Genomic DNA, 24,691 nt, shown 5'->3' with positions numbered 1-24,691 from the left:
CGGTGCAAAACCAAACAGAGGGGTAGAGCGGTGGACTGGTGACCGGCAGTGGTACTACTGCTGGCCAACAAGCGGGCTGCCGCTTTGTGTTCGAGGTGTCGCCGCACCCGGTCGCGTGTTGTGGGCTTTTCCGATGCAAGCGGTAGCGTTGAAAGCCTGAAAGTTCTGCTTCTTGTCAACCCTCACGCCTCGTCGGTCACCGCTCGGACCCAAGTTGTCATCCAGAAAGCGCTGGCTGCCGACCACGAGGTGACGCTGGCCGCCACTCGCCGGCGGGGTCACGCTTCGCGCCTAGCCCATGAGGCCGTGTCCGACGGCTACGACGTGGTGGCGGTGCTGGGCGGCGACGGCACCCTCAATGAAGCGGTCAACGGAGTTGCCGGATCCGACGTGGCCCTGGCCCCCCTGCCTGGGGGATCGACCAACGTTTTCGCCCGCACCATCGGCCTGCCCGACGATCCGGTTGAGGCAGCCGCCATGCTGCTGGAGACGCTGGCCGCAGGCCACATCAAACGGGTGGGCGTCGGCCAGGTGAACGGGAGGTATTTCCTGTTCCACGCGGGGGTGGGATACGACGCCGCCGTGGTGCAGCAAGTGGAGCGCAAGGCCGGACTCAAGCGGTATGCCAACCACGCTCTGTTCGCCTACGCGGCAGTGGACACCTGGCTGCGCCACTATGACCGGTCGCGCCCCCGATTCACCGTCTACCACCCCGACGGCGAGACGGCAACCGGCCAGTTCGCCATCTGCCTCAACACCAACCCCTACACCTATCTAGGGTCGCGCCCCTTCAACGTGATGCCCAACGCCACCTTGGATGCGCCCCTGTCGATGGTGACCCTGCGATCGCTGCGGGCCATCCGCCTTCTTCGAACCGCGGCCAGCGCCCTGGGCTATGGGCCGGCCGTGGCCGCCCACCGCCACGTCCACTCCCGCACCGACGTGACCAGTGCCGTCGTAGCCAGCGACACCCCCTTCCCCTACCAGCTTGACGGCGACTACCTCGGCGAAACCACCCGCCTCGAGTTCCACCACGCCCCCAACGCCCTCGCCTTAGCCCTGCCTTTGGGCTAGCTCGGTTAGGACAGAAGCCCTTCCTGATACGCCCAGGCAAAAAACTCTCTCCCGTTTACCGGCAGCCACATGTCTGTTGCTCGCAGATCATCAACCAAGTTCTCCGCCTGGGAACGATCAAGCACTCCTGTCTGAACTCCCTGAGCAACCAGCCACATCGAATCTTGAACCAAAATCCCGTCGCGTTGGGCTAAACGATTGCCAGCACGCTCGTCGATGATCGCCACGCCACCATGAATGCTTGTTCGGGCCAATACAGCAGCCTCGCCAGTATTCTCCTGGATTCCTCCTCCAAGTTCTGACTTGTAGCGAGCAAACGCTGCCAGCTCGCGCACTTCGACAATCTCAGTCGGTTCAAGCCATGACACTGCTAGTACTTCGGCCAGGTCTGGAAACACCGCCATGCCTGCGACAATCTCCTGGCGAACTTCTACAGGAACGAAGCACTGATATCCCTGAACCAATTCCTCCAGCGCATTCAGCCTTCCGGCACGGGCGAAGTGGCTGAGTGGAGAGTTGTCAAAAACCAAGAACTGCGTCACGCTTCGAATTCGAACGCTCTGCGATAAGCCTCAAGAGGTATGTCGTCTTGAGGTGGCAGTCCAACACGATCGACGGTCCCCCACAGAAGCTCAGTAGCGCGTGCCGCGGTGAGCTTTCCCCTTCGGTACGCCGCCAGAACTTTCTTGCCGTATTGGGGGGGCACGGCAGGTGGATTGAGTTCGGGCACCCAATATTCCCCTAGCTCGACGCGATCAACCTGAGATGGTGGTTCATTCACGAGATTTTCGTGAGCGCCAGCATCGATCACCTCAATGTTGCGGAACTGCGCACAAACCGCCGTCCAACTCACCCGGTAGCGAGCCGCGGCAGCAACCGCTGCCAGACGATAGTTCGTCCCGAACTCCGATATCAGGGTACGAACCCCACTGCGCGGCAACAAGAGGTGGATCGCGAACGCGTTGATCAGCTTCTCTCGCTCATCCTGAGGTGAAAGTCCTACTTCCGGTGCATACGCATCCATGAACACATGGTGGCCAAGCTCATGGGCTAAGTTGAATCGGCGCCGTCCGGGGTCAAGTGCCCCATTGACCACCGCAACCCCGACATCTCCGACCTCGACATAGGCCGCGTCTCCCCCATCTCGACCCAAGTCGAGCGAAAACGCGAATAGCCCTGCTTGCTCCGCATGCGCCAACAGGTTGGTCAACGGCCCGTCCCGGACCTCCAGATGCTTGCGCAACTCTGCGGCGGCTCGCTCCGAATCCTCCGTCGTTGACAGCGAAGCAAGCTCGAGCCGCGTTACCTGAGGAAGCTCCTCTTCTCGAGCTAGGAAGTCGACATCGCGGGCGATCCTCTCCACCCGTGTGTCAAGCACCTTGGACCTACCACCAACCGACGGATCGGATCGTCGACTGACCACTGCCGGCGGGGAGTCGGTGAAAAACCAGTCGACGGGTCGATCAAGCGTCTCGGCCAGCGAGACAAGCTCCGTCGCACCGAGCTTGCGTGTTCCTCGCTCAATCTTGGCTATCACTGTTCGACCAAGACCGGTACGATCGGCAACGTCCTCTTGCGTCAGCCCCGCCAGATCACGGGCCTCAGCAATACGAGCACCTAACTGGACTTCCTCGGCCACAGCGCCCATTGTGCGAACTTAGCACAATGAATGGCAACCCAAGGCAGCAATGTTTGCTCGCCCAATGCTCATAGATCAGCAGTGAGTCTGATGCCGCCCATCTCGGGGATGTCGTCGGCCCCGAGCTCCAACTTGAGCAGCACCCAATCCACCAGAGCCGACTCCAGTTCCGCTTCGGCTTCCTCAGGTGTTGGCCCGCGGGCCCACGCTCCTCTGGCCCTTGGTACAGAGGCGTAGAACTCGCCGGAGTCTTCAAGTCGCTCGATGCACGCCTGTCGCCTCGCCGCTTTGACCCAGATCTCAACTTGATGGCGCAATTCTTGGCTGCAATAAACCACAGGAGGCTTCACACCGCAGAAGCTACCTGCGCTTAGGTTCAACCGGCTATTGCCTCAGCTTGACGGACCGCACCCTGTGAAGCCCCCTACCATCCCCGCTACATCGTCGGGATGTTGGATTGGGGCAGCATGGGGGACTTTGACACAGCGCCTTCAACTGAATCTGGAAGCGCAGATTTCGAGGCCGCGCTGAACGTTCGCTTGGCCCAACTCCTGAAGGAGGAAGGAATCGACGTTGTCCGGTCGGAAAAGCAGCAGCCAGGTTCGGCCCAGAAGAGGTTCGATATATAAGCAAAAGTCGGTGGTCTGGTGGTCGCCATTGAGGCCGAGATTGATAGCCGGCGCGGGGCGCTGGCTGATGCTCGAAAGCGGTTGAGAGAGCACGAACTCGGCAAGGCAGTTGCCCATGAGGCGGTGGCAGTGAACTACCCGGGTGGACTACAGGTCGAATCCTTCAATAACGAGACAGTGCTCGAGTGGGCGGCGCTCCCATCAGAGCGGTTTGCTTCGGGACAGCCTCCCGACCTCGCTCGGGCCGTCCGGCTGATACCCGAGCAGCGGGGCGATCCCGAAGCCGTGGCCCGATCTCTCGACGATGCGCTTACCCAAGCCTGTGAGGAAATGACGCCGAACCAAATGCTGGAGTTGGCGGAAGAACTGGATCTGCCAGCCCAGCAAACAGTGAAGGGCAAGACCAGGGATACCACCAGAGCGGCAGCCAAGCGGGGGCTTTTGGCAGTGACGGCGGCGGCCATGTTTCATTCTCGGTTGGACGAAGCCGTGGCCGAAACCCTCGGAGTTCCTCCCGACACAATCGCCCAAGCCCGCTCCGAGCTATGCCGAGAGCCCTCGGTGCAGGGGAGATAGAAGCTGTCACTGGTGTCGGTAGACTTGTTGCATGGAGTTTATGGCCTCTGAACAGGGGGAATGGGCTGATGGGCCTGCCAGCAAACCGGTGTGGCCGGAGGTGGTGGATGTGGCCGACTTGTCGTTGTCTGAGTTGCGGGCGCGGCTGGGGCTGATCAAGAAGTCCGAGGCCCGGCTGGCGGCAATGAAGACGGCCGCGCTGGCTGAGTACTCCAGTAGAGCCGGTGAGGGCTTGGCCCGCAGAGTGGCTCTGGACGAACTTCAGGCCTCCAAGCAACAGGCCCGTCGAGAGGTGGAAACCGCCTCCCAGTTCTCTCAGGTTCCCGAGACACTCGATGCACTGGCGGCAGGTGAGATTCCCGCGGGCCATGCCAAGCAGATTGCCAAGGCCGCCTCTCAGGGACCGGTCGACGAGGCCGTGTTGGTAGAGGCAGCCCGCCGCGAGGATTACGGTGCCTTCTCGCGGACGCTGCGCGATCATCAGCACGAGCAGTCCGGCGACGACGGCAAGTCTCTTTTCGAGAAAAAGCGGGAGCGCCGCATATTGCGCGTCTTCAAGTCTCCTGAGGACGGCATGTTCAATCTGAACGGGCGGTTCGACCCTGAGGCCGGCAACAGGATCGAGGCCGCGCTAGCTGCCGAAGAACGCCGGCTGCGCAGCGATGAAAAAACCGACAATCAAGCCACATTCGACCAGCGCCTGGCCGACGCGCTGGAGAACCTGGTCTGTGCCGACATCAGCGACCGTAGGCCGCAAGGCACCACACTGATCTTGACCGCACAGTGGAACCCTGTTGATGGCAAGATCGCCGATGTGCGCTTGCCCGACGGCGACAAGCTGCCAATGTCTGAGGCGCTGCGGCTGGCCTGTGACGCTGATGTTCTGCCCTGCGTGTTCAACACCAAGAACCAAGATCTCTGGGTGGGACGCAAACACCGCTCGGCCACCGAGGCCCAGCGAGCCGCGCTCATCGCGCGAGACAAGCACTGCATCGGCTGCGGACGGTCAGCAGTATGGTGCGAGGCCCACCACATCGAAGAATGGTTCAAAGGCGGGCGCACCGACATCGACAACCTCGTGCTGGTATGCACAAGCTGCCACCACAATATTCACGACGACGGCTGGGAAGTGATCCGGCGAAACGACGGCACCCACGAACTCAGACCCCCGCCCAAACCCTACGCCCACCTGAGACCATGGCAGGCCAAACCCGCCACGCGCTCCAAGGATTCTGACCCGTTCCCCGAAACAGGAGTCAGCACCACTCGACCAGGCAACCACCAACCGGTGCTACTCAACTGATGCCGACAGCAGTTTCGGCAATTCCGGGAAGAAGTCATAGTCCAGCGAGTAAGGGTGGACTCGGCCTCATCCCGGTTCGGTGCCGAGATTTCAGTTGAAGGACCGAACCGGGTGGGCTGGACCTTCGGTTAGCGAGCTATCTCTTAGCCCCTACCTAGAACTTCGCGGGCGATATCGGGGACGTCGGTAATTACGGCGTCGGCACCGATGGCAGTGAGTTGGGCGATTTGGTCTGGGTCGTTCACGGTCCACACGTTGACTTCAACGCCGGCCGCATGGGCGGCGTCGATGAGGTCCTTGCTGGTGGAAGCGAAGTAGGGGTGGATAGCGGTGTGACCGGCGGCCACTACTCGGCCCACCAGTAGCTCGGGGGCTAACACCTCGAAGGTCAGATAGGCAGTGGGAATGCCAGGGTCGATGGCCCTGATCCGATTGAGGGCCTCGATGTCGAACGAAGAGACGATCACCTCTCCGCGGTGCTCTCCTATCCCCCACCCGAGCACCAGCCCGGCCACCGCGGCCGACACCTGGTGCTCGGCGTCGTAGTCGGGATCGTTGGGCGCGCTCTTGATCTCGATGTTGATCACAAACTCCCGCTCGGAGGCCGGGGCCCGGCATACGTCCATGACCTCGGCCAGAGTCGGTACCCAGTCGGGCAGCTCATTGTCATGGAGTTCGATGATGGCCCTGCCGTCAGGCAGGTGGGCATCGTGGTGCACAACTAGCACGTCGTTGGCCGTGCGCCTCACGTCGAGTTCGATTCCGTCGGCATGCTGCCGCACCGCCTCGCGAAACGCCTCCAGCGTGTTCTCCCGCTCAGCCTTTGAAGCTCCCCGATGGGCGATCACCCGCACTTGAAAATCCCCACAACTACAACACGATTATCAGCAATAAACATGTTCACCATAAGCCCCTCTTGCCACACCAGTAGACCACCCCTATCCTTGTGCCCGCGTGATTACGAAGACCTTGCTGGAAAAATTTGAAAACGGCGCGGACGATTGGCGATGCCAAGCGGCCTGCCGTGATACCGACCCCGACCTGTTCTTCCCGGTGGGCAGCACCGGGTTGGCGCTCGAGCAGATCGAGTCGGCCAAAGTGGTGTGCCAGGCCTGCGACGCCAAGAGCGACTGCTTGGAGTTCGCTTTGGCCACCAACCAGGACTCGGGAATCTGGGGCGGCACCTCCGAGGACGAGCGCCGCCTGCTCCGTCGCCGCAGGGTGGCCGAGCAGCGCGAGGCCGCCATCATCTTGGCTTAGCGCTCTGGCGGGGGGCGGCCCCCAACAGGGGAATGGCCACTTCCACAATGGTGCCGCGACGGGGCTGATCCCCCTCTCCGTTGCTCATGGTTATGCTGCCCCGCAGGTCGGCGCTCACCAGATTCCTTACGATGGCAATGCCCAACCCGTCGGCGCTGCTTACATCGAATCCGGGCGGCAGCCCGACACCGTCGTCAGTCACCCGCACCTTCACCTGATCGCCGTCGTTGTCCAACTCGATGCGCACCTGCCCGCCGGGGGGCTCGGGGTAGGCGTGATCCATCACGTTCTGCAAACACTCGTTCAGCACCACCGCCAGCGGGGTGGCCACGTCGGCCGCCAGCTCTCCAGCATCGCCGCTCACTTTGAACTCAACCGGCCGGTCCGGGCCGGTCAAGCCCTCCTCCACCATGCGTACCAGCGACCGCACGATCTCCACGAACGGTACGTCGCTGCTGGCGTCGCGCGACAGAATCTCATGCACGATGGCGATGGCCCGGATGCGCCTCACCGACTCCTCGATGGCATCCCGGGCCTCGGCGGCGACGGCCCGGCGCCCCTGCAAGCGCAATAGCGACGACACCGTCTGGAGGTTGTTCTTCACCCGGTGGTGGATCTCGGCGATGGTGGCGTCTTTGGACATCAACAGCCGGTCTCGGCGCCGCAGCTCGGAGATGTCCCGCATCAGCACCAATGCGCCGGTCACCTCTCTCCGGCCGATCAGCGGCAGGCAGCGCAACACCACGGTTCCCCGGTCCCCGTGCTGGATCTCCTCGGTCTGGGGCAGACGGGAGGCGAACGCAGCCCGGATGGCCCGCTGCTCCAAGCCGATATCCACCAACCGGCGACCCTCCACGTCGCTGTGGAGGCCAATGCGATGCAATGCCGAGGCGGCGTTGGGCGAGGTGAGCTGAACCCGGCCTGAGGAGTCAAGCAGCATCAGCCCGTCGCCCACCCGGGGAGACTCCTCGGTCTCGATGTCGTCCACCGGGAAGGGGTACTCCCCTTCGGCGATCATGGTCGCCAGCCGCCGGAACAGCTTGAAGTAGCTCATCTCCAGCTCGCCGGGGTTGCGCTGGGTGTCGGGATCGAACTCCCGGGCCATCACCGCCACCACCTCGCCATGGCAGTTCACCGGCACAGTCAGCGTGCGAATGCGGGGCTGGTCGGTGTAGCCGATCCGCCCGCCGTCGGTGATCCGCCCCTCCCGATAGGCCACGTCCACCAGCGGGCGCTGCTCCGGGGTGAAGACCGATCCCACCAAGTTGTTGCGATGGATGGAGCGGGCTGTGGTGGGCCGGATCTGCCCCGCTATGGCGTAGCTCGCCGGGATTTCGGTGGTAGGGCTGGCGGGCACATACAAGAGCAGATCGGCAAAGGAGATGTCAGCCAGCGGCGCCCACGTCCGCATGAGCCGCTGGAGGTGGTTCAGGCGCGACTTGGCCAGACCGGGGGCCAATTCCTCCAGGCTCGCCATTGGGCAAGTTTAGGGCTGGGAATCGACTAGCTCCCGAAGCCGATGGATCGACCGGAGGCTGAGGGGTCGAGCTCCACGTAGGCCACGCTTGAGGCCGGGACGCCCACCTCGCGGCCCCGGTGGTCGGTGAGCCACAGCATTTCGCCCGACGCCAGGCCCGCGGTGATGGCTTTCTTCACTGTCTCTATCTCGGAGTCGGGGTCCAGCTCCACCTCGATCTCCTTCTGGCTGCGGATGACGCCGATTCGAACATGCATTGATTGCTCTCCTTGAATTGGATCTAATTGATCTTCAGCTCTGGGCTGTAGATGCGCCGGGGCGGCGGGTTGCCCACCAGATGGGCGGCCATGGCGGCAAAGGACTGGCCGGCTTCGGAATCTGGAGCCTCGGCGGCGATGGGCCGGCCGCTATCAGCACCCTCCCGAAGGGCGGGAATCAGCGGCACCTGCCCGATCAGCGGCACTTCGAGCCGGTCGGCCAGCTCTTGGCCTCCTCCGGCGCCGAACAGCTCGTACCGCTTGCCGTCGTCACCGGTGAACCAGCTCATGTTCTCGATCACCCCTCGCACGGTGAGGTTCACCTTCTCGGCCATGAACGCGGCCCGCTGAGCCACCCGCTGGGCGGCCGGCTGGGGAGTAGTGACCACGTAGACCTCGGAGCGGGGCAGGAACTGAGCCAGGGAGATGGATATGTCCCCGGTGCCCGGAGGCAGGTCCACCAGCAGGAAGTCGGGATCGTCCCAGGCCACGTCGGTGAGAAACTGCTCCAGCGCCTTGTGCAGCATGGGCCCCCGCCAGATCACCGCTTGGTCTTCTTCGGCGAAGAACCCCATGGAAATGCACCGCACGCCGTGGGCCTCGGGCGGCACGATCATCTCGCCCACCATTTGCGGTTCTTGGTCGATGCCCAGCATCCGAGGAACGGAGAAGCCCCACACGTCGGCATCCACCACCGCAGTGCGATGCCCGGCGGCGGCCAAGGCGACCCCCAAGTTGACCGTGACCGACGACTTGCCCACGCCGCCTTTGCCCGAGGCGATCAGCAACACTCTGGTGGTGGACTCCGGGTTGGCGAACGGGATGGTCCGGCGCGGCGGGGCGGGGGTGTCGCCTGCGGGAGCCATGCCGGTAGATTACGGCATCGACTCAGAAATCCCTGTGCCGTGACCAACCCAGCGCTATGACCCTTTCAGTGCCATGACCGGACGCCACTATCTCGACCACGCGTCCACGTCGCCTATTCGGCCCGAGGCCCTGTCGGCCATGAACCAGTGGTGGGCCGCCAGCCACGGCGACCCCTCCCGGATGCATGCCGAGGCGATCGCAGCCCGCTATGAGATCGAGCAGGCCCGCCAGAAGGTGGCCGACTGCTTCGGCGCCCGATCGCGGGAAGTGGTGTTCACCAGCGGAGCTACCGAGTCGATCGCCGCCGCGGTGCGGGGGGCATCGTACCGGGGAACCCACCAGGTGCTCAGCGCGGTGGAGCACTCTGCCGTGCGGCTGTCGGTCGAGCGGCTGGAAGCGAGCGACCACCGGGCCACCGTGGTGGGAGTGGACAGCACCGGGCGGGTGGACCCCGCCGAGATGGCCGCGGCCATCGGGCCCGACACCGCCGCCGTCCACTGCCAGTGGGCCAACCACGAGGTGGGAACGGTGCAGCCGGTGGCCGAGGTAGCGGCGGCTTGCCGTGAGCGGTCGCCGGAAGTGCTCATCCATGTGGACGCCGCCGCAGCCGCGAGCCGGGTTCCCATCGACTTTGCCGAGACCGGCGCCGACTTGATGTCGATCAGCGCCCACAAGTTTGGGGGCCCGCCGGGCATCGGAGCCTTGCTGGTGCGCCGCGGCCTGCGCCTAGTGCCGCTCTTGGAAGGCGGCGACCAGGAGCGAGCCCGCCGGGCCGGTCTGGAAAACGGCGCGGCCATCGCCGGTTTCGCCGCCGCCTGCGGGGTGCTCCAGGACGGCGGCTTGGAGCAGGAGGCCAGCCGGGCCCAAACGCAATCGGACAAGCTGCGCGACTCGGCTCAGAGCATTGAAGGTGTCGCGCTGTATGGCCACGCAACCCAGCGCCTGCCCCACTTGGTGTGTCTGGGCATCGCCGATGTGGAGCCCCAGGCCGTGCTGATCGCCCTGGACCGGGCCGGGGTGGCCGCTCACTCCGGCAGCTCGTGCGCTTCGGAGTCGCTGGAGCCATCGCCTGTGCTCGAGGCCATGGGCGTGGATGCCCACCACTCACTGCGCCTGTCGGTGGGCTGGTCAACGGTGGACGAAGACGTGGTCGCCGCGGCCGACGCCCTCAAGGAGGCCTTAGCCGACTTGCGTCAGCTCAAGCGCTAACCCAGCCAGTCGAAGAAATCAGCGCCGGCCAGCGCGTTGGATACGCCATTCAGCTCCTCCACATGCAGGAACTCGAACCCGGCCGCCTCGGCGTAGTACCGGTCGACATCGGTATCGCCGATGTGGATGTAGCGGCTGGCCTCGAACTGACTCCGCACCTCGTCCAAGTGGTGCTTGCCCCCCACAAAGTCCACGTCGATTCCGTGGATGTCCCACAGTCGCTGCTGGTCGGAGCGCACCCGGTCGGAGCCGCTGCCGATCACATATCCCCTGGCCTTGGCCTGCCGCATCGCCTCCAGCAAAATCGGCCCCGGCGGATCACCGCACTCCAACGTGCCGTCGATATCAAACGAGATCAGGATGCACAGAGGTTACTGAGTCGGGACTCCAATTGAGAACATCGCCGCGACAAGCGCTGTGGTGACTCAAGCGGAATGAGATGCGGAACGAAATGCAGTCAGCATGCCTGTGCGGCCCTTTTGGGAAACTAGTTTCGGAAAGATATGCAATAAACCTTCCGAAACCAACTCTGTTTCGGAAGGTTAGAATGGTAGTCTTCCGAAATGGCCGCAGATTCGGAAGGCTATTCGGGATTTTCGGTTGAGATCGACTGGAATGGCCGACCGGTCCAAGCGTGGGTCCCGGCTCTTCTTCGAGAGCGCCCCATGGAGCTGTCCGCCTCTGCTGCACGGGCCAGCGAGCGGGCCTGCGCTGCCTTGCGGCTCGCCGACGCCCGGCTGCCCGACCGTTGGGAAGCTATGGCCAGGCTCCTACTGCGCAACGAGGGAGTGGCATCCTCGGGCATCGAGGGGCTGCGCGAGCCCATCGAATCCGTGCTGATTGCGGAGCGAACCAGCGCGGGCGGCACCGCGGGCTGGGTGGCCGCCAACCTGGTAGTGATCGACCGGGCTTTGGAAACCGCCCATGAGCCACTGACCGTCGACGCGCTGCACCGATGGCATCGACAGCTCATGCAGCATGGGAATCTTCCCCCCGACATGGTCGGAGTGTTCCGCCCCGCGATGGGCTGGGTGGGCGGCAGCTCCCCTCTCGACGCGGCCTACGTCCCCCCGCCGCCCGCGGAGATACCGCGGCTGATCGACGACCTGATCGCCTTCGCCAACGCCACCCCCGAAGACCTCGACCCGGTCTCCCACGCGGCGGTGATCCACGCCCAGTTCGAGGCCATCCACCCCTACGGCGACGGCAACGGTCGCCTCGGACGGGCGCTGATCAGCCGAACCCTGCGACGGCGAGAGACCACCGTTCGATCCACCGTCCCCGTCAGCATGGCCATCGTCCGTGACCCCGGCGGCTACCTATCCGGCCTCCGACTCTACGAACAGGGAACCCTCGAACCGTGGGTCAAGTGGTTCGCCGAAACCGCTCAAAGGGCTGCTTCCACCACCCACCAGATCATCGATCAAACCAGCGCGCTACTAGCTCAATGGGAAGAGGCAGTCGCCGATCTGCGAGCCGACCACTCGGCACGAGCGCTGCTCTCCTATCTGCCCGCCCACCCGCTGTTGAGTGCAGGCGACGTCGCCGATCTGCTCGGCACCAGCGAGCGCAGCGCCCGCACCGCCCTGTCTGCGCTCGCCTCCCGCGCCATCCTGTCCCCCATCGACGTACCGACCTCCACCCCCGGCCGCACCCGCCACTGGTTCGCCACCCCCGACCTGTTCCACATCTGGGGCGTTTGAAGGTCGACGACTTCAATCACATTCGGCTGGCTCGGGAGGGAGGACTCGAACCCCCAATATCGGGACCAGAACCCGGTGTGTTGCCAATTACACCACTCCCGAAAGCAGCGGCCAGTGTACTCCCCTATCCCGGCGGAGGGGCAACGCTTTAGAGGCGGTAGCGGGTTGACCTGCGCCTTGCGCCTTCGTTCAGGTTCGTGCCAACTCCCGGCTAGCAATTCAGAGCAATATGACGCTTCTGACTACCATGTCTCGGCAATGACCCCCCCCCCCCCCCCAGGTAGCCATCGGGATGTAATCACCCTTTTGAAGGAGCGGGGGCCAGACAAGCCCCAGCTTCGGGGTCAATTGTTTGAGCGCCTGATAGCCGAGGCGCTGCAAAAGCACCCTGGGGAGTACGGGGAGACTCGCTTCGAGAAGGTTTGGCGCTGGTCGGAGTGGCCCGATCGCCGCAAAAGGGGGTTCGGCCCAGATTGCGGCATCGATCTGGTTGCCGAGCAGAGCGACGACTTCGGCGGCGGGCTGTGCGCTATCCAGTGCAAGGCGTACGAGGACACCTCCACGGTTCCCACCAGCGCGGTGGACTCGTTCTTGGCGGAGTCGGGCACCGACGACTTTTCCGCCCGTCTGCTGGTGGCCACCGGCGGACTGACCGACAACGCTTGGCGAAAGATCGAGAAGGCCACGCCGCGCTGCGAAGTGCTCGACCGGAGCACCATCAACGGTTGGGATGTTCGCTGGGAGGACTTCCTCGACCGGCCTGGGGCCCTCGAATTCAATGCGAAAAGATACGCGCCGCGCCCCTATCAACACGATGCTGTGCGGGCGGTTGTAGAAGGCCTCAACAATTCCGACAGCCGGGGCCAGATGGTCCTGCCCTGTGGCACCGGCAAGTCAGTGGTGGCGCTGTGGATCGCCGAGAAGCTGGCCGGCAAAGGCGGGCGGGTGCTGTGTGTGGTGCCCTCGATTGCCCTGATGGGTCAGACGATGCGCGAGTGGGCCGCGCAGAAGTCGCTCCGCCACCGCTATCTCGGGGTTTGCTCCGATCCCACTTCTGGTCGCCGCTCCGCCAAGAAGGCCGACCTTGCCGACGACCTCACCGAGCTGGCCATGCCGGTAACCACCGATTCCGCCAGGCTCCGCCCAGAACTCGATCGTCTTGCCGATCCCGAAGTCATGGCCGTGGTGTTCTGCACCTACCAATCCCTCCCCAAGGTCGCAGAGAACCAAGAGCAGGGCGCCGCTGAATTCGATCTCATCATCTGCGATGAAGCCCATCGCACAACCGGCGTCGAATCCGCCAAGTTCGAACAGAACACCGGCGAAGACAAATCCGGTTTCCGTATGGTTCACGACAACAACCATGTGAGGGGGCACCGCCGGCTCTATATGACCGCCACTCCACGGGTGTTCACCGAGAAGGCCAAGCAGAAGGCCGAGGCCAATGAAGTCGACAGCTTCTCGATGGACGACGAGACGGTGTACGGCCCCGTGCTCTACAACATGGAGTTCGCAGAGGCTGTCGACAGCGGCTGGCTTTCGGATTACGAGGTGGTGGTCATCGCGGTTTCCGACCGCGACCTGCGCCGCACCTACGAGTCCGACTCCGAGATAAGCCACGCCGATACGGGACTCGCCTTCGACGACTACGTGAAACTGGCCGGCTGCTGGGATGCCCTAGCCGACCCGCTTACGGTCAGCGCGGGCGGCAACCGCCACACCGGACAGATCGACATGGCCAACGACACCCACGCGCGCACTGCCATCGCCTTCACCAACAGGGTCAAGGCGTCGCAGCTCACCGCCGAGATGTGGCCGAAGGTGGTCGAGAACGTGGGAGAGGAAGACCGCGGCCGCGAGTACCTCCAGCTCGACGTGCAGCACGTTGACGGCTCCACCGCGGCTGTCACCCGCCACATGCACATCAGCGCCCTCAGAGACCACCGCAGCGACCCGAACGCCGACCCCCGCCTGTGCCGAGTGGTGACGAATGCCCGAGTCCTCACCGAAGGCGTTGATGTGCCCGCTCTCGATGCCGTCATCTTCTTGGACCGGCGCACCTCCAAGATCGACATCACCCAGGCGGTGGGTCGAGCGATGCGAACCGCGCCCGGCAAAAGACGCGGCTACGTGGTCATTCCGGTGGTCGTGGCCGATGACGAGACCATTTCCTCTGAGTCGGTGTTGAACGGCAGCGACTTCAAAGTGGTGTGGGACGTAGTCCGGGCGCTGCGGTCGCACGACGAGCGAGTCAACTTTTGGGTAAACAACGTCGAGGTGGCCAAGCAGAAGGCTCCCATACGAGTACTCGATCGCACCAAGAGCACAAGCCCCCCGGAGGCCGACGACGAAACCGAGACCAGCACAGGCGTGGGCGAGGCCGTCCAGCTTCAGATGGCCCTCGACGACAAGATCGCCTCCAAGCTGGTAGACGTCTGCGGCGACCGCCAGATGTGGCCCCACTGGGGAAAGATGGCCGCTGACGTTTGTGTGAAGGTCCAGCGACGAGTGCAGGCAGTGCTGCTGGAGTTCCCCGAACTCGCCACCGCATTCGACCGATTCACCACCTCAATGCGGCGCACGGTAGGTCCGCAGATCACCGATGCCGATGCCCAAGAGATGGTGGCTCAACACGTTGTGACCATCCCGGTCTTCGACGCCTTCTTCGAGCGGTCGCAATTCGCCACCCAAAACCCCGTCTCGCAGCAGATCAACCGGCTCCTGGACGAATTCGCCGCCAAAAACATCGCCTTTGAGCACGAGCGACGACCCCTCACTCGGGCTTACGCCCGCATGGCCGATGCCTTCGAGGGCGCGCTTACCGGCGCCCAGAAACTCGACGTTCTTCGCGAGGTGTACGACGGCTTTTTCCAAGCGGCCATGGCCGCCACCGTGAAGCGGCTCGGCATCGTGTACACACCCGTGGAATTGGTCGACTTCGTGCTGCGCTCTGTAGACGCGGTGTGCCGCCAAGAATTCGGAAAAGGCCTCACCGCCGAAGATGTTCACGTGCTCGACCCCTTCACCGGCACCGGCACCTTCATCAACCGCTTGCTCACCTTGAAGGGCGCCAACGGCGAGTACCTGATCCGCAGCGATGATCTGCTCCGCAAATACACCACCGAACTGCACGCCAACGAGATCGTCTTGCTCGCCTACTACATCGCCGCCCTGAAAATCGAAGAAGCTGCCGACGAGAGAGGCGCGTTCGATGGCGTCCACGGCTACACGCCGTTCGAAGGCATCGTGCTCACCGACACGTTTCTCATGGACGACGAGAAAATGCACCAACAGCTCGGCCTCGACCAATACATGGCCGAGAACTCCGACCGAGCCAAGCGCCAGAACAAGGCGCCAATCCAAGTGATCGTGGGCAATCCTCCTTGGTCCGCCGGCCAAAAGTCCGCTGGCGACGACAACCCCAACCTTGAATACGGCCATATCGAAGAACGCGTACGCGACACCTACGGAAAGCGGCACAAGCAGATCACCGGGCGCGGTGCCGGCAAGTCCTCTGGCAATCTCTACGTGGAGGCCATCCGATGGGCCTCCGACCGATTGGCCAATGCAGTCAGCCAGCAAGACTCCGGCAAGGTGTTGGCCTTCATCCACCCCAACTCACTGTCCAACGGCACATCGCTCGCCGGTATGAGGGCCTCACTGCGCGACGAATTCACCGACATCTACGTAGTCAACCTGCTGGGCGACGCCATGAAATCGGGCGATGAGTTCAGGCGTGAGGGCGACAAGATCTTTGGCGCTGGCTCCCGCAACGGCGTACAGATCACCGTGCTCGTCCGCAACCCCGAAAAAGACCCAAACGAGCCAGCCACCCTGCACTACGCAACAGTTCCCGAATACAGCAAGCTCCCTCAGAAGCTCGACTGGCTCGCCACCCTCGACAATGTGACCAGCGACCAGTTCCAGACCGTCCCCATCAACCAGGGCCACGACTGGGTAAACCTCACCGACGGAACCTTCAGCGAACTGGTGTCGGTTTGTGCAATCGGTTCCAGAGGCCGAAGAGAAGACACCGCAATCAAGGACCATGCCTTGGGGCTAGCGACGAACTGCGACGTCTACGTCTACTCGTTCAGCAGACAAGAGCTGATCCGTCGCGTGGAGCAACTCATCGACTCCTACGAAGAGGCTCGAATGCTCTACGAATTGGGCGAGTCCCTGGCTGATGTCACCGAAAACGTTGAACTCGACTCGATCAAGTGGACCGACACCCTCAAGCAGTCGCTCCGCAAGAACGAGGAGATCGTTTTCGACGAGTCCCGCATCCGCGAAGTGCTCTACCGCCCGTTCACCAAACTCTGGCTCTATGAGGACCCCCGCATCCTTTCCTCCGTCAAGACCGTCTCCGCCATGTTCCCGAGAGAGAGAGAGAGAGAGAGAGAGAACACCATCCTCATCGCCTCACCCAACAACAGGGCAATTTTCGGGGCAATCGCCAGCAACTGCCCAATGGATCTCAGCGCCAACGGAACCAACCAACCCACCCGAGCCGTCCCCCGACGGAGACAATCTTGATCTCGGGAACTTCCAACATGACCTTCCAAGCACTGGCCACAGCAACGCTGCCCGATCTGGCCATGATCTCGGGGTCGAGGCAGACAAGGGCACTCCCCCGCCGAGTGCGATGACCCCCCCATCATGGTCAGCAGTCCGTCCAGCCGGACAAGATTCTCGGTCCTCTCAGCCAAGCCAATCAGCGACCTCAACACACTCGATGGAGGATGCAGGATCATCCCAAGGCGGACCAGAGATGGAATGCAGTCTTGATAGCGGGGCCGTCGAATATGGCGATCTTCGGGGTGCTGGCGACGGGATCGCTGCCCGACCTGCACTTGATGGGGCCGGGCCAGCAAACCCGGGCAATGCCCAAACAGAGGCGATCCTGTTGAGCAGCCCGTCGAACCGCACCAGGTTCGCGGCATTGGCCACAGGCCTGCTGTCCGACCTGCACGCTGTTGATCCCGCAAACCGAGTCATCCCCCGACGCAAATGACCGACAACGCCCCCACCCTTGGCCTCAGCCTGCCCAGCCCGGAACCCGCCGACACTGACAACATCACCGACTGGTGCCTGGAGCAGTTCCATGCCCGCTACGGCAGCCACATCACCAAAGACGACATCTGGGAGTACCTCTATGGGGTGATGCACGCACCCGACTGGCGGGAGCGGTACAAGCACGACCTCCAGCGCAACCTGCCCAGGGTGCCCCTCGCCCCCGACTTCGAGGCGTTTAGGGCCGCGGGACGGGCGCTCATGGACCTGCACGTCAACTATGAGACTGTCGACGAGCACCCCGTGGTCTGCCTGGTGGACGGCCAGCCCGACGAGGGCGAAGCCGACCCCGCCGCCTACCGCATCGAGACGAAGATGCGGTGGGCCAAACAAGGCAAGGAGACCGACCGCTCAACGTTGGAGATCAACCCTCGCTGCCTGCTCATCGACATTCCTGAGGAGGCTCACGAATACACCGTGTCGGGCCGCACACCGCTCGACTGGGCCATCGACAGCCTCCGCCACAAGCACGACAAGCCCAGCGGCATCACTGACGATCCCAACGGATGGCACGCCTGGGCCGACGAACCCTTCAACCTCATCCGACACCTCCGCCGCCTCATCCACCTCTCCGTCGAGACCGCCCGAATCGTCAACAGCCTCCCACCCTCACTGCCCCCATCCACCTAGTTCCGCTGGCCAGCCTTCCAAGGGAAATATCCAAATTTTCTTTGAAAAGTGCGGCAGGATGGGCTTAATCAGGGGGTAGTTGTCACTGGTGGGGTGTAAGATTACATGCATGGATTTAGGGCCATCTACCAGGGGCAACAGCAGTAGAGCTGCGGCCGGCGGGAACGCTGGGTGCGGGGCTGCGGTGTGCGTTCCCGCGGTGGATTTGGCGGCGCTGTCTGAGTCTGATTTGTCTCAGCGCCTCGTAGATTTGGGCCAGGCCGAGTCGACTATTTCGGCCTTGAAAGCCAAGACGCTGTTGGCGCTGTCTGAGCGATCGGGCCAAGGTGCGGCTCGCCAAGCCGCCGTGGAGACCCTGGGCGCATCCAACAGCCAAGCCCGCAAAGAGCTAATGGACGCGGAACGGCTATCCAAAGCAGCCGAGACGGCCGAGGCGCTGCAAGCCGGTGAAATACCCGCTGATCATGCCAAGCTGATCGCCCGAGCCGCCTCTGAAGGACCGGTGGACGAAACCGCGCTGGTCGAGGCGGCCAAGACCGAAGACTTCGGGCAGTTCACCCGAACGGTGCGCGACCACCAAACCGAACAAGCCTCCGACGGCGGCAGGTCATTGAGAGACCGGCAACTCCAAAAGCGCAACTTCGGCATCCGCAAGTCGCCGCAAGATGGCATGTACGACGTGTACGGACGTTTCGACCCCGAGGCAGGCAACAGGATCGAGGCCGCGCTAGCCGCTCAGGAGCGCAGAATCCGAACCCAGCAAGACGGCGCCACAGAATCCACATTCGGCCAGCGGATGGCCGATGCCCTCGAACACCTAGTCTGCGCCGAGGCCGAGAACCGGCGCCCGCAGGGCACCAAGCTGATCCTGACCGCCAGCTGGGACCAGATCAGCCAGCAGATGGCCGATGCCCGCCTGCTCGACGGAACCCCGCTGACGAAAGCAGAAACGCTGAGGCTGGCCTGCGACGCCGACTTGCTTCCCAGCGTGTTCGACACGAAGTTCCAGACCCTCGATGTGGGCCGCAAAGCCCGCTCGGCCACCGAAGCTCAGCGGGCCGCCCTCATAATCCGCGATAAGCACTGCGTCGGCTGCGGCAAATCCGCCGTGTGGTGCGAAGCCCACCACATCGTCTCCTGGCAACAAGGCGGCCCCACCGACCTGGACAACCTCGTTTTGGTCTGCACCGCCTGCCACCACGACATCCACGACCGAAACTGGGCAGTCGTGAAGTGCTCCTACACCGGGAAATACGAACTCCAACCCATGCTCGATCCCGACCCCTTCAGCCCCGACCCCGATAGCTGCTGCCAAACCGGATACCACAACAAACCCCCACCCGGAACGCTCGGGTCACGAGAACCCCTGCTACTCGGCGCGGCTTGAACCCGCGGTTGCCCAGCATGGCAAACCGAACTCTGTTGATTGGTCGCAGCGCGCCCGACTGGGTATTGCAGCTCTAGAGGCGGGTGCGGGCTGCTCGCAGGCGGCGGAGGACTTCTTCGCGGGTGAGGTGGTGGACCATGGGCTCGAAGAGCGGGGGGCCTACTGAGCGTCCGGTGACAGCGACCCTGACGGGGGCCTGGGACTTGGAGCGGTTGACGCCAAGGGCCTCCCCTACTGCGAACACCGCGTCCTTGACGGTGTCGGGATCCCAGGAGCAGTCGGCCAGCGCGGCGATGGTTCCGTCGAGGATCTCGGCTGAGGCCTTGCCCCGTACTACGGCCTTGTCCCATGACGCCTCGTCCATGGGTGGGTCGGGGCAGAACAGCCAGTCCACCTGGGGCACGATTCCGTCGAGCGTGCGCAGCTTCTCTTGTACTAGCGGGGCCATGGCGACCACGACGTCGGGGCGATAACGCTCGGCGGGCCACGGCACCGGGCCGGATTCCAGATAGGGGGCCAGCGCGGCCAGCAACTCTTCGAGGTCAAGCTCTCTGAGGTACACCCCGTTGAAGTGCTCCAGCTTGGCCAGGTCAAAAAACGCCGGCGCCTTGTTCACGTCCTCCAGCCGGAACTGCCCGATGATGTCGGCCATGGGCCTGATCTCCACCCCGTCGCGCGGCCCCCATCCCAATAGCGCCAGGTAGTTCGCCATGGCCGAGGCCAAGAAGCCCCGCCGCCGGTAGCTCTCCAGCGACACGTCGTCGCGGCGCTTGGACAGCTTTTTGCGCTGCTCGTTCACCAGAAGGGGCAGGTGGGCGTAGATCGGCGGAGTCGCTCCCAGCGCCTCGGCCACCAGCACGGCCCGAGGGGTGCTCGACAGCAGATCCTCGCCCCGGATGGCGTGGGTGATGGCCATGTCAGCATCGTCCACCGCGTTGGCCAGCACGAACGTGGGCGAGCCATCGGAGCGCCAGATCACGAAATCGCCTAGTTGGGCGTGGTCCACGGCCACCTCGCCCCGGACCACGTCGTCGATCACCGTGGTGCCTTCGGGGGTCCTGAACCGCACCGCCCGGCCCTCGGCCATCTCGGTGCCAGTCAGCTCGTTGTCGTCGGCGTCGCACAGGTAGGCCTGGCTGTTGTCCAGGAGTTGCTGCACTGCCTCCCGGTGACGGTCCCGACGCTCCGACTGGTAGAACGGCCCCTCGTCGTAGTGGATGCCCAACCACTCCAGATACTCGAAGATGGCGTCGGTCAACTCGGGGCGATTGCGGCTCTCGTCGGTGTCCTCTATCCGCAACACCATGGTCCCGCCGACAGAGCGGGCGTACAGCCAGTTGAACAGCGCCGTCCGAGCCGAGCCGACATGGAGATATCCGGTGGGCGACGGGGCGAACCGGACTCGCGGCAGGTTGTCGCCCACTGGGGTTTCGGGCCGGGAGCCAGACGAGCCACCGGTCGAAGGGTCAGCCGGGCTCACCGGCTGATGCCGACCGCGAGCAGTTCGTCTCTGTTGTTGAGGCAGGCGGCCTCCACCTCGCCGGGCGTCATCCGCAGAGCCGCCTCCGAAACCAGGTCCACTAACTGCCGGGCCTCGGCGTAGTGGTGGGGATGGCTGATGCCGCCGAACAGCTCCTTGCGCCACGCCACCAGCGCCTCATCGGGGACGGGGGGCAGGAAACCGAACACCCGAAAGGCAACCTCCAGATCGGCAGCCACTGGCGCCCGACCAAAGCAGGCCGCCCGCTTCAACGCCACCCCCACGCAGCCGGCGATGGCATCGGCGGCGTGCTCTCCGGGGCCCAGCAGCAAATCGCTCTCGAAGCGACGGGCCAGGCGCAGGGCGTAGCCCTGATCGGGTCCGGGCACGCCCAATCCGGCGCCCATCGGCTGGCCGTCGGTCAGCTCAGCGGGCCGATCAGCCAACCAGGGCTGGGGTCGACGAGGCGGCGACACATAGTGCCGGTCGGCCACTGCGGTCTCGTTGGGGACATAGTCAGGCGCGGCCATTGCTACTCCTTGCTTTGATTGTTGGCTCCGTCTTCGCTGTGCAAGAGCCCGAACACCAGGCTGTCCACCAGGGCCTGCCAACTGGCTTCCACGATGTTGGTGGACACGCCGATGGTGGTCCAAACCCGGTCGCCGTTGGTGGAGTCGATGATCACCCGGGTCACCGCCGCGGTCCCCGCCGCGGTGTCAAGCACCCTCACCTTGTAGTCGATGAGAGCAATTGATCGGAACGCCGGGTAGCGGTCGCCCAGGGCCAGCATTAGCCCAGCATGCAAGGCATTGACCGGTCCGTTCCCCTCCCCGGTGGCCACGATGCGCTCGCCTCCTACGTGGAGCTTCACCGTGGCCTCGGTGTCCATCTCCACTGCCACTTCGTTCCAAGCCCGGGCGCCGGTGCCCGACCGGTGCTCGGTGGAAACTCTGAACGACTCCAACTCGAAGTACGGCTGCGTCCATCCCGACGCCGCCCGCATCAACAGCTCCAAAGAGGCGTCGGCCACCTCGAAGTGGTAGCCGGCATGCTCCAGCTTCTTGAGGGTGTCCACGATCTCGCCGACGGCCTTGCCGTCGAGGTCGAGTCCCAATTCCTCGGCCTTGAGCTCCACCGTCGAGCGTCCGGCCATCTCCGACACCACGAAACGGGTTCCGTTGCCCACCGCGGCCGGTTCGATGTGCTCATAGGCATCGGGACGGCGGGCGATGGCACTGGTGTGGAGGCCGGCCTTGTGGGCGAACGCCGACGACCCCACATAAGCCTGCTGGGGGTCGGGCGGGAAGTTCACCAGCTCAGCAACGTGGTGCGACACCGCGGTGAGCCGCTCCAGCCGATCGGGGGGAACGGTCTCCACCCCCATCTTGAGGCTGAGGTTGGCAATGATGGGCACCAGGTTGCAATTGCCGGTGCGCTCGCCATAGCCGTTGATGGTTCCCTGCACCTGGGTGGCCCCGGCCCGCACTCCAGCAAGGGCGTTGGCCACCCCGCACCCGGTGTCGTCGTGGAGGTGGACCCCCACCGGAGTGTCCAGATAGTCGACCACTGCGCCCACGATGTCCTCCACCCGAGCGGGCAGCGAGCCTCCATTGGTATCGCACAGCACCAGCCGATCGGCGCCGGCCACCGCGGCCGCCTCTAGCACCGCCAAGCTGTACTCCTGGTTGTTCTGGTAGCCGTCGAAGAAATGCTCGGCGTCGAAGAACACCCGCATGCCGTTCTCCCTCAAGAACCGCACCGAGTCGGCCACCATGGCCACTCCTTCGTCGAGGGTGGTCCGCAGAGCTTCGAGTACGTGGTAGTCCCAGCACTTTCCCACAATGCAGGCCACTTCGGTGCCGGAGGCCACCAGATTGGCCAAGGTCAGATCATCGTCAGTGCGCCCCTTCACCTTTCGGGTAGAGCCGAAGGCCACCAGGGTGCTGGTCTTCAGGTCCAACTCGTCGAGGGCCCGGGCGAAGAACTCGTCGTCTTTGGGATTGGAGCCGGGCCAGCCGCCCTCGATGTAGTGGACACCGAGATAGTCGAGCTGGCGGGCAATGCGGAGCTTGTCCTCCACGGTGAGGGAGATGCCCTCGAGCTGGCTCCCGTCGCGAAGGGTGGTGTCGTAAATCTCTACCGCGGCGGGCAGGGGCCGGGATCCGGCCGCCTCAGCGGTCGACATGCTCGTTCCAATGCCGGTACTGGGCTTGTCGGCCCCGCACCGCGTCCTGGAACACCTCTTGGATCTTGCGGGTTATCGGACCGGGGTCACCGATCTCGCGGTCGTCGACCGACCGGATGGGAACCACCTCGGCCGCGGTGCCCGACAAGAAGGCCTCGTCGGCCAGATACAGGTCGCTGCGCAGCAGGTTGTCGGCCACATAGGGAATGCCCAGGTCGGAGGCCATGGTGCGGATGGCGTCTTGGGTGATGCCCTCCAACGCCCCCACCGAGGTGGGCGGGGTGACGATGGTGCCATCGCGTACCACGAACAGATTCTCCCCGGTACACTCGCTCACAAAGCCCTGGGGCGACAGCAGAACCGCCTCGTCGTAGCCGGCCTTCACCGCCTGCACCTTGGCGAGCTGGCTGTTGATGTAGTGCCCGCAGCCCTTGGCCGCGGTGGGCATGGAGTTGGGGTCGTGGCGCTGCCAGGAGCTGACCATGAGCCGCACCCCGTTGCGAATTCCCTCGTCCCCGAGATATGCGCCCCACGGCCACACGGCGATGGCCACGTTCACCTGGCAGGGCAGCGGATTGAGCCCCATCTCGCCATATCCCAGATAGGCCAGAGGGCGGATGTAGCAGCTCATCATGTTGTTGACCCGCACGGTCTCTTTGGTGGCGGCCACCAGCTCGTCCACGGTGTAGGGGATGTCGATTTGGAGGATCTTGGCACTGGCGAACAGGCGACGGATGTGGGGGGTGAGCCGGAACACCGCCGCGCCCTCGTCGGTCTCATAGGCCCGGATGCCCTCGAAGACGCCGTTGCCGTAGTGGAGCGTGTGGGTGAGCACATGCACAGTGGCGTCGGCCCAGTCCACCAGCTCGCCGTCCATCCACACCTTCTCCGTGGTCTCGATTGGCATCGTGCTCAGTTCCTTTCTGCGGGCATAGCCTCGATCATTCGGGGCTCACACCCTCTCTGCAATGGCGTCGCCGATCTCGGTGGTGGTCCCGTATTGAGTTGTGGGGTCGGCACAGGCGGCCCGAATCCGGTTGGCTGCGTCGGTCTCGCCCAAGAACTCAACCATCATTGCGGCCGACAAAATCGCGGCGGTGGGGTTGGCCCGGCCGGTCCCCACAATATCGGGTGCTGAGCCATGCACCGGCTCAAACATCGACGGCCCGGTGCGATCGGGGTTCAGGTTGGCCGAGGCGGCCAGCCCGATACCCCCGGAGACCGCGCCGCCCAAGTCGGTGAGGATGTCGCCGAACAGGTTGTCGGTCACGATCACGTCGTAGCTCTTGGGGTCTTCCACGAAGTAGATGCAGGCCGCGTCCACATGGTTGTAGGCGGTGGCCACGTCGGGATACTCCTCGGCCACCTCGTTGAACGCCCGCTCCCAGAGGTCTCCGGCAAAGGTCAAAACGTTGGTCTTGTGTACCAAGGTGAGGTGGCGCCCCGGGCGGCTGCGGGCCAGCTCGAAGGCGTAGCGAACACAGCGCTCAACACCGAACCGGGTGTTCACCGAACCCTGCGTGGCCACCTCCTGGGGGGTGTGGCGGCGCAGGAACCCGCCCTCGCCGGCGTAGGTGCCCTCGGTGTTCTCCCGGATCACCTCGAACTCGAAGGAGCCGTCGGGCGCCCGAAACGGGCGGCGGTTCACGTAGAGGTCGAGTTCGAAGCGCATCCGCAGCAGCAGCCCCCGCTCGATCACCCCGGGGGGCACGTCGGGGGTGCCCACCGCCCCCACATACAGGGCGTCCAACCCCCGCCACTCGTCCATAATCTCGTCGGTCAGCACAGTGCCGTCCCGCAAGTAGCGGGCGCCGCCGAGGTCGTAGGGCACCGTGTCGAGTTCCACGCCAGCCGCGTCCAGCACCTTCAGGCCCTCGGCTACAACCTCGGGGCCGATGCCGTCGCCGCCTAGTACTCCGATCACGTGGGCCATGGCCCATCA

Annotated in this window: 21 protein-coding genes, 1 tRNA gene and 1 pseudogene; 9 read left to right on the top strand and 14 right to left on the bottom strand. The window is 64.1% G+C overall.

Going from position 1 to position 24,691, the window contains the following annotated elements; all coding sequences use genetic code 11:
- Nucleotides 1–48: 48 nt before the first annotated feature.
- Nucleotides 49–1,074 (top strand): diacylglycerol kinase family protein, encoded by a 1,026-nt coding sequence (locus OXG30_11535; protein MCY4135525.1) that lies wholly within the window; start codon nucleotides 49–51, stop codon nucleotides 1,072–1,074.
- A 5-nt stretch (nucleotides 1,075–1,079) separates the two neighbouring features.
- Here the strand turns inward: OXG30_11535 and OXG30_11530 are convergent, their stop codons facing one another.
- The 3 genes from OXG30_11530 to OXG30_11520 all read right to left on the bottom strand — a co-directional run bounded on the left by OXG30_11530 (nucleotide 1,080) and on the right by OXG30_11520 (nucleotide 3,063).
- Nucleotides 1,080–1,616 (bottom strand): hypothetical protein, encoded by a 537-nt coding sequence (locus OXG30_11530; GenBank protein MCY4135524.1) that lies wholly within the window; start codon nucleotides 1,614–1,616, stop codon nucleotides 1,080–1,082.
- Entirely contained in the window at nucleotides 1,613–2,713 is a 1,101-nt protein-coding gene (locus OXG30_11525; GenBank protein MCY4135523.1) for an XRE family transcriptional regulator, read from the bottom strand. The genes OXG30_11530 and OXG30_11525 overlap by 4 nt, the downstream gene beginning before the upstream one ends.
- 68 nt (nucleotides 2,714–2,781) lie before the next feature.
- Nucleotides 2,782–3,063, bottom strand: a complete 282-nt coding sequence (locus tag OXG30_11520) for a type II toxin-antitoxin system HicB family antitoxin (protein ID MCY4135522.1) — start codon at nucleotides 3,061–3,063, stop codon at nucleotides 2,782–2,784.
- 297 nt (nucleotides 3,064–3,360) lie between these two features.
- Here OXG30_11520 and OXG30_11515 point away from each other — a divergent pair, with 297 nt between their 5' ends.
- Nucleotides 3,361–3,918, top strand: coding sequence for a hypothetical protein (locus OXG30_11515; GenBank protein ID MCY4135521.1), 558 nt, complete (start codon nucleotides 3,361–3,363; stop codon nucleotides 3,916–3,918).
- A gap of 31 nt (nucleotides 3,919–3,949) precedes the next feature.
- Entirely contained in the window at nucleotides 3,950–5,221 is a 1,272-nt protein-coding gene (locus tag OXG30_11510; GenBank protein MCY4135520.1) for a DUF222 domain-containing protein, read from the top strand.
- Between the two features lie 143 nt (nucleotides 5,222–5,364).
- Here the strand turns inward: OXG30_11510 and OXG30_11505 are convergent, their stop codons facing one another.
- Entirely contained in the window at nucleotides 5,365–6,075 is a 711-nt protein-coding gene (locus tag OXG30_11505; protein MCY4135519.1) for a glycerophosphodiester phosphodiesterase, read from the bottom strand.
- Nucleotides 6,076–6,193: 118 nt separating this feature from the next.
- On the opposite strand from OXG30_11505, the gene OXG30_11500 reads away from it, so the two are divergent.
- Nucleotides 6,194–6,481: a WhiB family transcriptional regulator gene (locus OXG30_11500; protein ID MCY4135518.1), complete on the top strand. Its 288-nt coding sequence runs from the start codon at nucleotides 6,194–6,196 to the stop codon at nucleotides 6,479–6,481.
- Here OXG30_11500 and OXG30_11495 read toward each other — a convergent pair.
- The 3 genes and pseudogenes from OXG30_11495 to OXG30_11485 all read right to left on the bottom strand — a co-directional run bounded on the left by OXG30_11495 (nucleotide 6,468) and on the right by OXG30_11485 (nucleotide 9,045).
- Entirely contained in the window at nucleotides 6,468–7,958 is a 1,491-nt protein-coding gene (locus tag OXG30_11495) for a histidine kinase N-terminal domain-containing protein (GenBank protein MCY4135517.1), read from the bottom strand. The genes OXG30_11500 and OXG30_11495 overlap by 14 nt on opposite strands.
- A 26-nt stretch (nucleotides 7,959–7,984) precedes the next feature.
- On the bottom strand, nucleotides 7,985–8,215 hold the full coding sequence (locus OXG30_11490; GenBank protein ID MCY4135516.1) for a DUF3107 domain-containing protein: 231 nt from the start codon (nucleotides 8,213–8,215) through the stop codon (nucleotides 7,985–7,987).
- Between the two features lie 23 nt (nucleotides 8,216–8,238).
- Nucleotides 8,239–9,045 (bottom strand): annotated as a pseudogene (locus tag OXG30_11485) (Mrp/NBP35 family ATP-binding protein).
- A 109-nt stretch (nucleotides 9,046–9,154) separates the two neighbouring features.
- On the opposite strand from OXG30_11485, the gene OXG30_11480 reads away from it, so the two are divergent.
- Nucleotides 9,155–10,291: a cysteine desulfurase family protein gene (locus OXG30_11480; GenBank protein MCY4135515.1), complete on the top strand. Its 1,137-nt coding sequence runs from the start codon at nucleotides 9,155–9,157 to the stop codon at nucleotides 10,289–10,291.
- On the opposite strand, the gene OXG30_11475 is transcribed toward OXG30_11480, so the two are convergent.
- Complete coding sequence (locus tag OXG30_11475) at nucleotides 10,288–10,581, bottom strand: hypothetical protein (GenBank protein MCY4135514.1); 294 nt, start codon at nucleotides 10,579–10,581, stop codon at nucleotides 10,288–10,290. The genes OXG30_11480 and OXG30_11475 overlap by 4 nt on opposite strands.
- Nucleotides 10,582–10,854: 273 nt before the next feature.
- Between OXG30_11475 and OXG30_11470 the strand changes: the two genes are divergently transcribed.
- The gene (locus OXG30_11470; GenBank protein MCY4135513.1) at nucleotides 10,855–11,994 is read left to right on the top strand and encodes a Fic family protein; all 1,140 of its coding nucleotides are present in this window, start codon (nucleotides 10,855–10,857) and stop codon (nucleotides 11,992–11,994) included.
- A gap of 27 nt (nucleotides 11,995–12,021) precedes the next feature.
- Here the strand turns inward: OXG30_11470 and OXG30_11465 are convergent.
- A tRNA-Gln gene (locus OXG30_11465) sits at nucleotides 12,022–12,096 on the bottom strand.
- A 156-nt stretch (nucleotides 12,097–12,252) separates the two neighbouring features.
- Here OXG30_11465 and OXG30_11460 point away from each other — a divergent pair.
- The 3 genes from OXG30_11460 (at nucleotide 12,253) to OXG30_11450 (ending at nucleotide 19,084) form a co-directional block, all read left to right on the top strand.
- A complete protein-coding gene (locus tag OXG30_11460; GenBank protein ID MCY4135512.1) occupies nucleotides 12,253–16,530 on the top strand; it encodes a DEAD/DEAH box helicase family protein in 4,278 nt (1,425 codons plus the stop codon).
- 474 nt (nucleotides 16,531–17,004) lie between these two features.
- Complete coding sequence (locus tag OXG30_11455) at nucleotides 17,005–17,697, top strand: hypothetical protein (GenBank protein MCY4135511.1); 693 nt, start codon at nucleotides 17,005–17,007, stop codon at nucleotides 17,695–17,697.
- Nucleotides 17,698–17,806: 109 nt separating this feature from the next.
- A complete protein-coding gene (locus OXG30_11450; protein ID MCY4135510.1) occupies nucleotides 17,807–19,084 on the top strand; it encodes a DUF222 domain-containing protein in 1,278 nt (425 codons plus the stop codon).
- Between the two features lie 73 nt (nucleotides 19,085–19,157).
- Here the strand turns inward: OXG30_11450 and OXG30_11445 are convergent, their stop codons facing one another.
- From OXG30_11445 to OXG30_11425, 5 genes are read right to left on the bottom strand one after another with little or no spacing between them, the layout of a single operon-like run.
- Entirely contained in the window at nucleotides 19,158–20,507 is a 1,350-nt protein-coding gene (locus OXG30_11445; GenBank protein MCY4135509.1) for a glutamate--tRNA ligase family protein, read from the bottom strand.
- A 53-nt stretch (nucleotides 20,508–20,560) separates the two neighbouring features.
- Nucleotides 20,561–21,094, bottom strand: coding sequence for a hypothetical protein (locus OXG30_11440; protein MCY4135508.1), 534 nt, complete (start codon nucleotides 21,092–21,094; stop codon nucleotides 20,561–20,563).
- A 2-nt stretch (nucleotides 21,095–21,096) separates the two neighbouring features.
- Nucleotides 21,097–22,749, bottom strand: coding sequence for a citramalate synthase (gene cimA / locus OXG30_11435; protein MCY4135507.1), 1,653 nt, complete (start codon nucleotides 22,747–22,749; stop codon nucleotides 21,097–21,099).
- Complete coding sequence (locus OXG30_11430) at nucleotides 22,736–23,656, bottom strand: branched-chain amino acid transaminase (GenBank protein ID MCY4135506.1); 921 nt, start codon at nucleotides 23,654–23,656, stop codon at nucleotides 22,736–22,738. The genes cimA and OXG30_11430 overlap by 14 nt, the downstream gene beginning before the upstream one ends.
- Nucleotides 23,657–23,701: 45 nt before the next feature.
- The gene (locus OXG30_11425) at nucleotides 23,702–24,682 is read right to left on the bottom strand and encodes a 3-isopropylmalate dehydrogenase (protein MCY4135505.1); all 981 of its coding nucleotides are present in this window, start codon (nucleotides 24,680–24,682) and stop codon (nucleotides 23,702–23,704) included.
- Between the last annotated feature and the right edge of the window lie 9 nt (nucleotides 24,683–24,691).

This window comes from bacterium (assembly GCA_026708015.1).
In the GTDB taxonomy this organism is placed as follows: domain Bacteria; phylum Actinomycetota; class Acidimicrobiia; order Acidimicrobiales; family Bin134; genus Poriferisocius.
This window is presented reverse-complemented; position numbering and strand designations above follow the sequence as displayed.